The organism is Methylomonas sp. LL1, from assembly GCF_015711015.1.
GTDB lineage: Bacteria > Pseudomonadota > Gammaproteobacteria > Methylococcales > Methylomonadaceae > Methylomonas.
In genome coordinates, this window is record NZ_CP064652.1 from 94,942 (window position 1) to 108,698 (window position 13,757).

The window sequence follows — 13,757 nt, forward strand, 5'->3', positions numbered from 1 at the left end:
CCCTTGGTACCAGGAATTTACTTAGTCTTCAGTAGCCTGCGAATAATCTCTTGCTTTGGCCTGAACATATCTTCTAAAAGTTGCAAATGACCATAAAAGAGAACCAGATCGAGCAAAGGTTAATCGGCAAGTTGACCGATCTTAAATACAACCCGCGCCCCGACATCCGCGACCGCGAATCGCTAGAACAAAACTTCCGCCATAAATTCGAGGCGTTGAACCGTGTTCATTTGACCGATGCCGAATTCGCCCGCCTGCGCGACGAAATCGTCACCGCTGACGTGTTTACCGCCGCCAAAACGCTCCGCGAGCGTAATTACTTTCAACGTGAAGACGGCACCCCGCTGCATTACACCCTGGTCAATATCAAAGACTGGTGCAAAAACGACTTTGAAGTGATTAACCAACTGCGTATCAACACCGAAAACAGCCACCACCGTTATGACGTGATTCTGCTGATCAACGGTGTGCCGGTCGTGCAGATCGAGCTGAAAACCCTGCAAGTAAGCCCTCGCCGGGCGATGGAGCAAATCGTCGAGTACAAGAACGACCCCGGCAACGGCTACAGCAACACGCTGCTGTGCTTCATGCAGTTGTTTATCGTCAGTAACGAAAGCAATACCTATTACTTTGCCAACAACCACAACCAGCACTTCAGCTTTAACGCCGACGAGCGCTTTTTGCCGATTTACCAACTGGCCGATGAAGCCAACCAAAAAATCGCCCACCTGCACGACTTTGCCGACAGCTTTCTGGTTAAATGCACACTGGGCCAAATGATCAGCCGCTACATGGTATTGGTCGCCAGCGAGCAAAAGCTGATGATCATGCGCCCGTACCAAATCTATGCGGTCAAGGCGATAGTCGATTGCATCCACCAGAACCGGGGCAATGGCTACATCTGGCACACCACCGGCAGCGGCAAAACTCTTACCTCGTTCAAGGCCTCCACGCTGCTCAAAGACAATCCGGATATTGAAAAATGCCTGTTCGTGGTGGACCGTAAAGACCTGGATCGGCAAACCCGCGAGGAATTCAACCGCTTCCAGGAAGGGTGCGTCGAAGAAAACACCAACACCGAAACCTTGGTGCGGCGCATGCTATCGGAAGACTACGCCGACAAAGTGATCGTCACCACCATTCAAAAGCTTGGCCTGGCACTGGACGAAAACAGCAAGCGTAATCAAACCAACACGCAAAAGGGCAAGCCCACCTACAAACAACGCCTGGAACCGTTACGCGACAAGCGCGTCGTGTTTATCTTCGACGAATGCCATCGTTCGCAATTCGGCGAAAACCATAAAGCGATCAAAGAATTCTTCCCCAACGCGCAACTGTTCGGCTTTACCGGCACGCCGATTTTCGATGACAACGCCAACTACACCCAAATCGATGGTACGGTAGGCTCGTTTAAAACGACTAAAGACATTTTTGAAAAAGAGTTACACGCCTATACCATTACCCACGCCATCGATGACAAAAACGTACTGAGTTTTCACATCGATTACTTTCAGCCCGAAGATAAGAACGGCAAAAAAGCCAAGCTCAAGCCCGGAGAAACCGTCTCCCAGCAAGCCGTCGTCGAGGCGATCCTGAACAAACATAATGCCGCTACCAACTCGCGGCGTTTTAACGCCGTTTTGGCCACGGCGTCGATCAACGACGCGATAGCCTATTACGACTTGTTCAAAACCGTTCAGGCTAAAAAACAGACCGAAGACAACAGCTTCGAACCGCTGAACATCGCTTGCGTGTTCTCGCCGCCCACCCAAGCGCTGGCAAAAGACAACGACAATCTAAACGGCAAAAATGTTGCCGACATCAAGCAACTGCAGGACGACCTACCGCAAGAAAAAGCCGACAACCAGGAACAGCCGGAACAGAAAAAAGCTGCGCTTATGGCGATTATCGCCGACTACAACGCCCAGTACGGCAGCAACCACACCGTTAACGAGTTCGACCTGTACTATCAGGACATACAACAGCGCATTAAAGACCACAAATATTCCAATCAGGATTACCCGCGCAAACACAAAATCGACATCATTATCGTGGTGGACATGCTGCTCACCGGCTTCGATTCCAAGTACCTGAATACCTTGTATGTCGATAAAAACCTCAAATACCACGGTTTGATCCAATCCTTCTCGCGCACCAACCGGGTGCTCAACGACAGCAAACCCTGGGGCAATGTTTTGGATTTTCGCGGTCAGGAAAAAGAAGTCGATGCCGCCATTGCCTTGTTCTCCGGCCAATCCATCGACAAAGCCAAAGAAATCTGGCTGGTAGACCCCGCGCCGACGGTGATCAACAAACTGAAAACAGCGTTCGGCAAATTGGCAATCTTCATGAAAGCGCAAGGCCTGGACTGCGCGCCGGAACAAGTGGCCAACCTGAAAGGCGACACCGCCCGCGCCGAATTCATCAACCACTTCAAGGAAGTGCAGCGCCTGAAAACCCAACTGGATCAATACACCGACCTCGGCGAAGAACAGCACGCCCAAGTCGAGAAACTGCTGCCGGAAGACACCTTGCGCGGCTTTAAAGGCGTGTATCTGGACACCGCCCAACGTCTGAAAGCCCAACAAGGTAAAGGCAACGACGGTAATAGCACTGTGCAACAACTGGAATTTGAATTCGTGCTGTTCGCCTCGGCGGTGATCGATTACGACTACATCATGGGGCTGATCGCCAAATTCACCCAAAAAACCAGCAAACAAAAAATGACCCGCGAAGAGCTGATCGAGCTGATCAGTTCCAGCGCCAATTTGATGGACGAGCGCGACGACATCATTGCTTACATCAACAGTCTGCCCGCCGGGCAAAGCCTCAATGAAAAGGCCATTCGCGACGGCTACCAAGCCTTCAAAGCCGCCAAGGCTGCCAACGACTTGACCGCTATTGCGGACAAACACGGCCTGCAAGCATCGGCCCTGCAAGCCTTTGTCGATACCATCATGAGCCGGATGATTTTCGATGGCGAACACTTAAGTGATTTACTCAGCCCCCTGGAACTGGGCTGGAAAGCCCGCACCCAAGCCGAACTGGCCTTGATGGAAGACTTGCTGCCCTTATTACACAAACTGGCCCAAGGCCGCGAAATTTCAGGATTGGCGGCGTATGAATAAACCAATCATACCTAACCCCGTGTTCAGCGAAGTGCTGCAACACATCCAGCAAGCGCGACGCAAAATCTTTAGCCAAGCCAACACAGCCCTGATCGACCTGTATTGGCAAATCGGCCTTACTATCAGCCACAAAGTGCAAAGCGAAGCCTGGGGTAAAGGCGTAGTCACCGAACTGGCGCAATATATTGCCCAAAACGCCCCGGACATCAAAGGCTTCAGCGACAAAAATCTATGGCGCATGAAGCAGTTTTACGAAACCTATCAGGCTGATGAAAAACTCTCGGCACTGGTGAGAGAATTGCCCTGGTCGCACAACCTGGCTATTTTTTCGCGCTGCAAAACCCAACAGGAAAGAGCGTTTTATTTAAAGCTGACTATTGATGAAAAATACAGCGTTCGCGAGATTGATCGGCAAATTAGCGCCTGTTTATTTGAGCGTGCCATGCTGGATCAGCCAAAACTCTCAACACAGTTGAGAGAATTTCATCCCCAAATTAGCGCGGCCTTCAAAGACAACTACGTGCTGGAGTTTCTCGGCTTGCCGGAAACCCACAGCGAAAACGACCTGCAAACAGCCCTGATCCAGCACATGAAGGACTTTATTCTGGAACTGGGTGGCGACTTTATCTTTATGGGTGAACAATTCCGCCTGCAAGTCGGCAATCAGGATTTTTATATCGATTTGCTATTTTACCACCGCGGCCTGTCCGCGCTGGTGGCCTTTGAACTGAAAATCGGCAAATTCTCACCGGAACACATGGGGCAACTGAGTTTTTACCTGGAAGCACTGGATCGCGATGTCAAAAAGCCCCACGAAAACCCCAGCATTGGCGTCTTGCTGTGTCGCGACAAAGACGACGAAGTGGTGGAATACGCGCTATCACGCAACCTATCGCCGACCTTGATTGCTCAATACCAATTGCAATTGCCGGATAAAAAATTGATACAGGCCAAGCTGCATGAGCTACTGGCACAAGAACGGGAGGGTGACAAATGAGTGAACCCACGAAAAAGGCTTTGGTGCCGGTGTTGCGTTTTCCTGAGTTTCGGGATGCGGGGGATTGGAATAATGTACCCTTGGAAAGTTTGTATTCTTTTAAAGTAACCAACTCGTACTCAAGAGATCAATTAAACTATGAGAATGGTTCAGTAAAAAATATTCATTATGGCGATATACACACCAAATATTCGACTTTATTTAATATCGAAAAAGAAGTTGTACCGTTTATAAATCCGTCAGAGGCTCTCGAAAAAATTAAGCCAGAGTGTTACTGCGTCGAGGGCGATATGATTTTTGCTGACGCATCGGAAGATTTGGAAGATGTAGGCAAAAGTATAGAAGTTATTAATCTAAATAATGAGAAACTGTTATCTGGGTTACACACCCTATTAGCACGACAAAAAGACAAAAAGTTGATAATCGGGTTTGGTGGATATTTATTTAAATCAAACCGAATTCGGATGCAAATTAAAAAAGAATCTCAAGGAGCGAAGGTTCTTGGAATATCGGCGGGAAGACTATCAAATATTGAAGTTGCTTTTCCTTCAGATAAGAAAGAACAACAAAAAATCGTCGATTGCCTGTCTTCCATCGACGAATTGGTCACCGCGCAAACCCGAAAAGTCGAGGCCCTCAAAGCCTATAAAAAAGGCCTGATGCAACAGCTATTCCCCACCGAAGGTGCAACCGTGCCCAAACTGCGCTTTCCTGAGTTTCGGGATGCTGGGGAATGGAAAATCAGAGAACTAAAAGACTTTATAACTGAAAGAAATCAGATACCGTCAGAAAAATTACCGCTATACAGTCTAACTATTGAAGATGGCGTCACGCCAAAAACGGAGCGATATGAGCGTTCTTTTCTAGTCAAAGATGAGAAGGATGCTTATAAATTGGCGGGTCCAAATGACTTTGCCTATAACCCTATGAATTTGAGATTTGGCGCTATTGGAAGACATTATGGTTGTCAAAATATTGCTCTTTCAAAATATTACAATATTTTTTATTGCGATGAAACTGTAGATTCACGATTTTGTGAAATTTACTTTAAAAGCGGTGAAATGCTTACGCATTATGATGACGTCGCAACTGGCTCTTTAATTGAGAAAAGACGTGTTCATTTTAGTAGTTTTCTGAAGATTAAAATCGTATTTCCGAACTTATCTGAACAACAAAGAATCGCCGATTGCCTGTCTTCCATCGACGACCTGATCACCGCGCAAACCCAGAAGCTAGCCGAACTCAAAGCCCATAAAAACGGCCTGATGCAGCAACTTTTCCCCGCCGTTGATGAAGTGAACGGATGAGCGACAAACCGAAAATCCACAAACTGCCAAACCTGCGCCGCTTAGTGCAAAGGCTACGAGATGACCTGCGCGATAACACCAACGGCGGTTCCGATTTTGTTTTGCTTTACGCCTATAACGGCACCGGCAAAACCCGCCTTTCCATGGCGTTTAAAGAGGCAGGAAAACGCAAAAGGGGCGTTGCCAGAGATACCCTATATTTCAATGCCTATACCGAAGACCTGTTTCATTGGGATAACGACTTAAGCAACGATACCGAACGCGTGCTGCAAATCAACTCGGATTCCAATTTCTTTAACGGTTTTAAAGAGTTGGCTATTGAAGACAAAATTCGTCCTTATTTGAATCGTTACGCCGAATTTGATTTCAAAATCGATTATGAAAACTGGACCATTACCTTTTCCAAAGGCGATGCCAACCATATCAAGGTATCGCGCGGCGAAGAAAATATTTTTATTTGGTGTATTTTTCTGGCAATTTGCGAACTCACTCTGGATGGTGCAGAAGACGAAGCCTACAGCTGGGTGAAATACTTTTACATTGACGACCCAATTTCGTCACTGGATGACAACAACGCCATTGCTGTTGCCAGTGATTTGGCGCAACTGCTCAAGCGCGGAACGAAGCGGGTAAAGACAGTGATTTCATCCCATCACAGCCTGTTTTTTAATGTGATGTGTAACGAGCTGAAGAAAACGTCGCATAAAACCTATTTTCTGCATCGTGGTAATGATTCAGACTCCTACACCCTCCGGGCCACCGATGACACGCCGTTTTTCCACCATGTCGCCATGCTGGCCGAACTGCAGAAAGCCTCGGAATCCGGCAAACTATATACCCATCACTTCAATATGCTGCGGAGCATTTTGGAAAAAACCGCCACTTTTTTTGGGTTCAATGATTTTTCTGCCTGCATTCACGGCATTGACGACGAAGTGTTATTCGCCCGCGCCTTAAATTTGCTCAGCCACGGTAAATACTCTGATGTGGCTACACTAAACCGGACACACTTTTTAAAATAACCTGAAAAAGCGTGAATCCAAAATGAGCCAAGAAAAACCCAATACCTATACAGCCGAATTCAGAGCCTCAGCCGTCAAGTTGGCGAATGAATCCGATAAACCGATCAGCCAGGTAGCCCAGGATCTTGGCATTAACGTCAATACCTTGCATACCTGGATAGGAAAATACAGTCGCCCCAAAGACAGCAATAAAGCGGTCCGTACCGATGAACATCTGTACGATGAACTCAAGCGCCTTAAGAAGGAAGTGGCCCGATTGACCGAGGAGCGCGATTTACTAAAAAAGGCAGCGGCGTACTTCGCCAAGGAACAAAGATGAAGTACGCCTGGATCAAGCAGCATGCAGAGGACTTTGCGGTAGATACCCTGTGCCGGTTCATGAGGGTATCCCGAAGCGCCTACTACGACTGGCTGAAGCAAGGCCCCTCTGCGGGCGAACAAGACGATGCCGCCCTATCCGAGATGATCCAAAGCACCTTTGGCAAAAGCCGGGCAACCTACGGTACGCGCCGTCTCAAAGCCGCCTTATCCGCTCAGAACCGAACCGTCAGCCGCCGCCGTATCGGTCGTTTGATGCGGGAAGCGGGGTTGGCCTGTAAAACCAAGCGCAAATTCAAAGCCACGACGAATTCGAAGCATCATCAACCGGTTGCGTCCAATCACCTGGATCGGCAATTTGCCGTGGAAAAGCCCAATCAAGTTTATGCCGGCGACATCACCTATATCCATACGCAGGAGGGCTGGCTGTATCTGGCCGTGGTGATTGATCTCTATTCCCGGCAAGTCGTGGGCTGGTCTATGGCCGAACATATGCGGACCAAACTGGTGAACGATGCGCTACTGATGGCGGTTTGGAAGCGCAAGCCCGAGAAAGGCTTGCTATGGCATACCGATCGCGGCAGCCAATATGCATCGGACAGCCATCGAGCCTTATTAACGCAACACGGCATCCGGCAAAGCATGAGTCGTAAGGGAAACTGCTGGGATAATGCCGTCTCGGAAAGTTTCTTTCATACCCTGAAAATCGAGTTGATACATCACCAGACCTATCGAACCCGATCCGAGGCCAGGCAGGCCGTATTCGAATATATCGAAGTGTTTTATAACCGCGAGCGACTTCATTCCGCCAATGGCTACTTGTCGCCCGTTGACTACGAATTGCAGCTTAAAGCTGCTTAGCTGTGTGTCCGGAAAAGTGTTGACACATCACTCGGCCTACGAACCGAAAGAAATGGGCGAAGACACCAAGCAACTCTTTCAAAACATTTTAAGTGCATTTCTGAACCGCTATCAATTTGACTTGCCGGAAATGATCACCGTTACAACGACACAAGCGAATTAACCATGACCGAACAAGAACTAAGCAAACTAGGCAGCACGCTTTGGGGAATAGCCGACGATTTACGCGGTGCGATGAATGCCGACGACTTCCGCGACTATATGTTGTCGTTTCTGTTTTTGCGGTATCTATCGGACAACTACGAGGCTGCCGCCCAAAAAGAACTGGGGCCGGATTACCCGAAACCGGTGGATGATGATAAGCGTGCGCCGCTATCTATATGGTATGCAGCGAATGCCGGTGATGTGGCGGAATTTGAAAAACAAATGCGCCGCAAAGTGCATTATGTGATTGAACCGCAGCATCTTTGGACCAGTATTGCTGAACTGGCTAGAACCCAAAACGGGGAATTGCTACACACCCTGGAAAAAGGCTTTAAATACATTGAAAACCATAGCTTTGACAGCACTTTTCAAGGCTTGTTCTCGGAGATTAACCTCAATTCCGAAAAGCTCGGCAAAAATTACACTGACCGGAATGCCAAACTGTGCAAAATTATCAGCAAAATTGCCGAAGGGATTGCCCGATTCTCGACTGATAGCGATATTCTGGGCGATGCCTATGAATACCTGATCGGCCAGTTTGCCGCCGGTTCGGGCAAAAAAGCCGGTGAGTTTTATACGCCGCAACAGATTTCCGACATTCTGTCCGCTATCGTTGCCCTGGATAGTCAAGAACCGGCTACGGGCAAAAAGAAGAGGCTGGATAAGGTGCTGGATTTTGCCTGTGGCTCCGGCTCGTTGTTACTCAATGTCCGCAAGCAACTTGGCCAGCATGGTATCGGCAAGATTTACGGCCAAGAATCCAATATCACGACCTACAACCTGGCACGCATGAACATGCTACTACACGGAGTGAAGGATTCGGAATTTGAAATTCATCACGGCGATACCTTGTTGAACGATTGGGCTATTTTGAAGGAAATGAACCCAGCCAAAAAGCTATTGTTTGATGCCGTCGTGGCGAATGCGCCGTTTAGTCTGCGTTGGGATCCCAACGAAACCCTAGCCGAAGACTTTCGTTTCAAAGGCTATGGCCTCGCGCCCAAATCCGCTGCCGACTTTGCCTTTTTATTGCACGGTTTTCACTTTCTCAGCGACCAAGGCACCATGGCAATTATTTTGCCGCATGGAGTGCTGTTTCGTGGTGGTGCAGAAGAACGTATTCGTACCAAGCTGTTAAAAGACGGCCACATCGATACCGTGATTGGACTGCCCGCCAATCTGTTTTTCTCGACCGGTATTCCGGTTTGTATTCTGGTGTTAAAAAAATGCAAAAAGCCGGACGATGTGCTGTTCATCAACGCCAGCGAACACTTTGAAAAAGGCAAACGCCAAAACCGCTTACTGCCTGAGCATATCGACAAGATTGTCGATACCTATCAATACCGCAAGCAAGAAGAGCGGTATTCCCGTCGGGTTTCGATGGCAGAAATCGAGCAAAATGATTTCAACCTGAACATTTCCCGTTATATCAGTACCGCCAAAGCAGAAGAGCAGATTGATTTGCAGGCCGTTAATGCGGAGTTGGTGGCATTGGAGCAAAAAATTGTCGCTAGTACTGACCGGCATAATGTCTTTCTCAACGAATTGGGCTTGCCGTCTTTGCCAGACTAGCGGGAGCATTTGAACAGAAACTTACGGTTTCAAAATCCAGCCATGCAAAATTTCTCTAAAGCAGACGCTGGCAATTATTCATTTCAAAGAGGTTGGATATCAGGTTACGCCCCCCAAGCTGACTATAGATAAATTTTCAGAATGGCAGCAAGCCCATGAAGAGCAGACATTTAAAAACCCTGAAGCATTTGTCTCTAGTGGTTCACTCGTGGGCGTTATCTTGATCCGGTTATCATGTCAAAAATGCATGTTATCCCGTTTAGAACTTTAAGGGTTTCAGAAGGAGATTGACGTAAACAGAAAGCCTAGTGTACAAGATATGCAGACCTAGATAATAACTTGATGGCTTCGCGGAGCGGAGCCATCGGGTCAGATAGCTATAAATAGAATTTCATAAAACTGGATTATTTTATTGAAACAGATTGAGATTGAAAATCAACTACGAGAAGTTGTCAGCAGGCTGATAACCGAAATTGATTTGGCGACAAAACAAGGAAGGCTTGATGTTAACCTTATTTCTGAAGATGCCTGGATACCTATCCTGAAGGAAGTTTACCAGTGTCCGAATTTGGTAAACCTGAATAGAAAACACAAGAATTTCCCTGGCATTGATTTAGGGGATGAGCAGGATAGGGTCGCCTTTCAAGTAACCTCGTCCATAGACATTGAGAAGGTCAAATCGACCTTAGAGCAATTTAAGAAGCGCAACTACAAGAATGCCTTTGACGAGCTCTATATTTTTACGCTGCGTTCTAAGCAGAAAAGCTACTCACAGAATGCGATTGATAACGCCATCGGTGATGAAATTCGTTTTGATGCGAAGGAACACATTATTGACCCCGGTGATGTATTGGCTGAAATCACCGGTTTACGATTGCCAGCACAAGAGAGAATGTTGCAGGAGTTCCGTGCAATACTCGGTGATGTAGAAGCATCGGTTAAAGCGCTAAACGCACCTGAGAATGCCCCATATATCTTAGTTTCAAACCTCATTGAGGTTACACCTCCAAGTGCATTATATTTGGCTGAATTGTGCATCGACGAAGAAAGCACAATTGCTGCAGCCAAGCGCGATTTAAACTACAAAGGGAAACACCCAAACAAGCATCTTTTAGTGAGGCTAGCTTTACAACTTGCCGGATTAGGCTGTCATGGTTGGGCTGTATTTGAGAATCGCATTTTCACGTTCTATGACATGGAGCGAGAGTCGGCTTTCAGATCCATAGTAGACGTTGGAAGTATCGAAGAGCTGACGACGGAAGATATTTCACAACATGAGCTCGTTGAATATCAAAATCTATTCAAATATCTGATCAAAGATACTCTCCGGGACCAACTTCTAGCCTTCAATGTGAATTGGAGCAAGCAACAAAACCAATTTTACTTTTTGCCTGATGAAAAAGACTCTGATCAGAGAAGGGAAGAATGGGTGGGTAAAAAGCTCTCAAGAAGAAGAGTTTTTGAGAAGAAATACCAGACGAAAGACCCAACGAAAGTAGCCTTCTTTAAGCACTTAGCGTTTGACATCTCATTTATTGATGTTGACTCACAATGGTATGCCACTGTTACACCGAGCTGGTATTACACATGGAATCTGTATAAGCGAAATCGATTCCATGACGATCTTCTCTCAAAGCAGAAGCGTCTTGAGCATAACAATTCCGTTAGGGATCAAGTTAGATTCGTCGGGTATTTCCTTGCAAATAGCCGTAACGATAACGATTTGATCACATTTGGCGAATTGGTCGAATTCCAATGTTTGTCCAATATTTCACTCGAAGAAAACGAAGAGCTGGAAGAGGTGTTGGAAGAGGAGGATGTCAGTGCAGATTAAGATCCTTGATGAGCCGAAGCTGGAGTTTGCCAATGGAACACACATCTGTCCAAAGGCAGGCATTGAAACACTTGGCGTATATGACAAAAACGATGAGTTCCGGCAGAGCGAGTTGAGACTGGGAATAGTTGGACGCGGAGAAGGTGTCGATCTTTTAGATCTCTGGATAGCAAAATGCCAAGAAGGAATCGAGGGTAAAGAGTCAAAATATTCAAATCTTTTTAGAGGATTCGGTGGATTCACACAGCATCATGGATTTTATGCGAAGTTCTTATATGGTCCGACGCTAACCAGAACCATTCAAAAGTCAGAGTTAAACAAAACATTGAAAATCGAATCGAGGGAACAGCGAGTCAGGGTATGTGTTGATCTGTACTTTGATCAAATCCGCTTTCTTGCCGAACACCGTCCAGTGGATGTAATTATTTGCGTCATTCCAAATGATATGTTCGATGCTCTGACTAAGGAAAAAGGAAAGGAAGAAGATCCCGAGAGCTATGATGGCGACTCTGACGATGATAAAGCCAATGGTTCATTAGAACATAACTTCCGCCGTTTTTTGAAAGCGAAGACCATGCACTTGGGCAAACCTTTACAGCTTGTTTTAGAGAAGTCATTGTCTATTGATACCGGTAATAAAGGGCAGCAGGATGATGCGACGAGAGCGTGGAACTTTTGTACTGCACTTTACTACAAGGGAAATAAGACAATTCCTTGGCGATTGGTGGAGGAAACACATAAGCCAAAGACCTGCTATGTGGGAATTGGATTTTATAAAAGTCGTGATAATGAGACAGTATCAACCAGTTTGGCACAGGTCTTTGATGAGTTTGGTCATGGAGTGATTCTCAGGGGTTCTCCAGTTCAGTTAGATAAGAGCGACCGACGACCTTACATGAACGAAGGGCAAGCGTTCGAGTTGTTAATGAACGCTTTGAATGAGTATGATCATGCTTTGATGCAAATGCCTGCGCGGATTGTCATTCATAAATCCAGCAACTTCCGGGAAGAAGAGATTAGAGGATTTATCAGAGCAATAGAAAGCAAGGGTATACGAATGAAAGACTTCATAACCATTATGGAGTCCAAAGTACGGCTCTACAGCTACGAACAGTATCCCCCCGTGAGAGGAACATTGCTGTCACTATCGGAAAGCAAGGCCATTCTCTATACAAAGGGAGCCGTCAATTTTTACAAGACTTATCCGGGAATGTATGTTCCATCTCCACTCGAAATCAGAGCTTTTGAACACGACTCTTCGTTGGAAGATTTATGTGAGGAAGTACTCGGGCTGACTAAGATGAATTGGAACAATACGCAATTTGACGGACGGTATCCCATCACTCTGGAATGTTCACGGAAAGTTGGCGAAATAATGAAGTATGTTGAGGAAAATGAGAAACCACAAGTTAGCTATAGCTTTTATATGTAGCACTTTGCACATTTTAAACTGCTAACAAAGCATTGCAGCGGACGAGCCGCTGAATGCGGCGTTAACCCCATTTATAAAAACTCAGTTATACCTTGTTGTTTAAGTGTTTTGTTTATAACTTCGCATAAGATTGATTATGTTAAATAATGGAAATTAACCGCTTAATTTTATAATAAAAACAAGCGTTTACATCGGGCCCGGTTTCGCTCTTTGCTAGCCAATGAATAGATGCTTATAAAGGGGTCACGTTTTCAGCTTGTGGGCCTTTGGGCCCAGCGGTCACTTCCATGGTCACGCGCTGGCCTTCTTTCAGGCTTTTCCGACCGCTGCCTTGGATCACACTAAAGTGGACAAAGACATCTTTGCCGCCGGCTTGTTCAATGAAACCAAAGCCTTTTTCATCGTTGAACCACTTTACTTTGCCTTCTACTAGTGCTGCCATATATTTCTCTGATTGTAAAAAACCATTGCTGGGGCGTATTGTTCATACGGACAGAATAACAATTATCGCTTAATTTAAGGTTGAATGCGCGATTGGTAAAACCGCAAAAAGTGCCGGCAAGGTTACTGTGGGTAGGCAAAGTACTTTCCTACTATTGGGTGACTGACGAGTAACTGCTTGTCGGTGTGACGTACACCAGTTCAATTTCCACCCGCTGGTTTTGACGCCTCCCTTCGGGTGTTGAATTGTCTGCGATAAAATCAGATCTGGAAGCGTAATTCACGTGAATTTTCAAAGGAGACACGCCACGCTCTATTAAGTAATTTCTAGCGGATACTGCCCTTGATAATGCAAGCTGCTCGTCCTTAGCGCTCGTGATTGGCGTACTGGTCCGGCCTCGAACCGTTATCAATGCGGCATTCTTGGCGTCGTCCAAAACCGACGAATCGTTAATGCTAGGACGAAAAGTAATGCTCCGATTATCAAATAAGACTGTTACGGTATTTGATCGTGGCATTTCAATGATGCCGACATCGGCTACCGTGTTTGAGGTAATCGGCTCAATATGGAATGTTTGCGCTTTTGCGACGTTTGCGAACGTCATAAATGACGCAAGTATGACTAGGCGCTTTATGGTCAT

General features: G+C 46.5%; 9 protein-coding genes and 1 pseudogene. 8 read left to right on the forward strand and 2 right to left on the reverse strand.

What is annotated here, in order from left to right:
* The first annotated feature begins 86 nt into the window (after positions 1-86).
* The 8 genes and pseudogenes from IVG45_RS00415 (at position 87) to IVG45_RS00455 (ending at position 12,675) form a co-directional block, all read left to right on the forward strand.
* A complete protein-coding gene (locus IVG45_RS00415; RefSeq protein WP_196433864.1) occupies positions 87-3,128 on the forward strand; it encodes a type I restriction endonuclease subunit R in 3,042 nt (1,013 codons plus the stop codon).
* Positions 3,121-4,125 (forward strand): PDDEXK nuclease domain-containing protein, encoded by a 1,005-nt coding sequence (locus IVG45_RS00420; protein WP_196433865.1) that lies wholly within the window; start codon positions 3,121-3,123, stop codon positions 4,123-4,125. The genes IVG45_RS00415 and IVG45_RS00420 overlap by 8 nt, the downstream gene beginning before the upstream one ends.
* Positions 4,122-5,432: a restriction endonuclease subunit S gene (locus IVG45_RS00425; RefSeq protein ID WP_196433866.1), complete on the forward strand. Its 1,311-nt coding sequence runs from the start codon at positions 4,122-4,124 to the stop codon at positions 5,430-5,432. The genes IVG45_RS00420 and IVG45_RS00425 overlap by 4 nt, the downstream gene beginning before the upstream one ends.
* Positions 5,429-6,454 (forward strand): AAA family ATPase, encoded by a 1,026-nt coding sequence (locus IVG45_RS00430; RefSeq protein ID WP_196433867.1) that lies wholly within the window; start codon positions 5,429-5,431, stop codon positions 6,452-6,454. The genes IVG45_RS00425 and IVG45_RS00430 overlap by 4 nt, the downstream gene beginning before the upstream one ends.
* A 22-nt stretch (positions 6,455-6,476) precedes the next feature.
* Positions 6,477-7,633, forward strand: a pseudogene (locus IVG45_RS00440) (IS3 family transposase).
* 165 nt (positions 7,634-7,798) lie between these two features.
* The gene (locus IVG45_RS00445; RefSeq protein ID WP_196433869.1) at positions 7,799-9,409 is read left to right on the forward strand and encodes a type I restriction-modification system subunit M; all 1,611 of its coding nucleotides are present in this window, start codon (positions 7,799-7,801) and stop codon (positions 9,407-9,409) included.
* 412 nt (positions 9,410-9,821) lie between these two features.
* Entirely contained in the window at positions 9,822-11,243 is a 1,422-nt protein-coding gene (locus IVG45_RS00450; protein ID WP_196433870.1) for an SMEK domain-containing protein, read from the forward strand.
* Complete coding sequence (locus IVG45_RS00455) at positions 11,233-12,675, forward strand: argonaute/piwi family protein (RefSeq protein WP_196433871.1); 1,443 nt, start codon at positions 11,233-11,235, stop codon at positions 12,673-12,675. Before IVG45_RS00450 ends, IVG45_RS00455 begins: the two co-directional genes overlap by 11 nt.
* Before the next feature lie 232 nt (positions 12,676-12,907).
* Here the strand turns inward: IVG45_RS00455 and IVG45_RS00460 are convergent, their stop codons facing one another.
* The gene (locus tag IVG45_RS00460) at positions 12,908-13,117 is read right to left on the reverse strand and encodes a cold-shock protein (RefSeq protein ID WP_196433872.1); all 210 of its coding nucleotides are present in this window, start codon (positions 13,115-13,117) and stop codon (positions 12,908-12,910) included.
* Between the two features lie 151 nt (positions 13,118-13,268).
* Positions 13,269-13,757: an OmpA family protein gene (locus IVG45_RS00465; RefSeq protein WP_230874543.1), complete on the reverse strand. Its 489-nt coding sequence runs from the start codon at positions 13,755-13,757 to the stop codon at positions 13,269-13,271.

What these genes read in the sequence shown, in the direction of transcription:
- IVG45_RS00415 (WP_196433864.1), top strand. Translation starts at nt 87, where the DNA reads ATGACCATAAAAGAGAACCAGATCGAGCAAAGGTTAATCGGCAAGTTG.
- IVG45_RS00420 (WP_196433865.1), top strand. Translation starts at nt 3,121, where the DNA reads ATGAATAAACCAATCATACCTAACCCCGTGTTCAGCGAAGTGCTGCAA.
- IVG45_RS00425 (WP_196433866.1), top strand. Translation starts at nt 4,122, where the DNA reads ATGAGTGAACCCACGAAAAAGGCTTTGGTGCCGGTGTTGCGTTTTCCT.
- IVG45_RS00430 (WP_196433867.1), top strand. Translation starts at nt 5,429, where the DNA reads ATGAGCGACAAACCGAAAATCCACAAACTGCCAAACCTGCGCCGCTTA.
- IVG45_RS00445 (WP_196433869.1), top strand. Translation starts at nt 7,799, where the DNA reads ATGACCGAACAAGAACTAAGCAAACTAGGCAGCACGCTTTGGGGAATA.
- IVG45_RS00460 (WP_196433872.1), bottom strand. Translation starts at nt 13,117, where the DNA reads ATGGCAGCACTAGTAGAAGGCAAAGTAAAGTGGTTCAACGATGAAAAA.
- IVG45_RS00465 (WP_230874543.1), bottom strand. Translation starts at nt 13,757, where the DNA reads ATGACCATAAAGCGCCTAGTCATACTTGCGTCATTTATGACGTTCGCA.